The organism is Microbacterium sp. IEGM 1404, assembly GCF_030056775.1.
GTDB lineage: Bacteria > Actinomycetota > Actinomycetes > Actinomycetales > Microbacteriaceae > Microbacterium.
The window spans coordinates 1-227 of the sequence record NZ_JASHKP010000023.1 but is presented as its reverse complement, the minus strand read 5'-3'; the positions used below and the strand labels follow the sequence as shown (position 1 = coordinate 227).

Sequence of the window (227 nt, the reverse complement as noted above, 5' to 3'; positions counted from 1 at the left end):
CCCCGCGTCACCCGGAGACCCCCCCTGAGCGACACCGCCACCCGCGTCCTCGCCCTCGAGGACGACCTGCTCGACCTGCTCGGTCCCGCCGCCGTCAGCACCGACCCGCGCGTGCGGGAGCGCGCGAGCGTGGACGGGTCGCCGATGGCGCCGATCATCGCCGCCAAGCTCCCCCTCGGACTCGCCGTCCTCGTGGTCTTCCCCGCGGATGCCGAGCAGCTCGCGAG

Annotated in this window: 1 pseudogene; it reads left to right on the top strand. The window is 75.8% G+C overall.

Features of this window, described 5'->3' with window-relative positions:
- A pseudogene (locus QM517_RS18130) lies at positions 1–227 on the top strand (hypothetical protein); the annotation flags it as partial.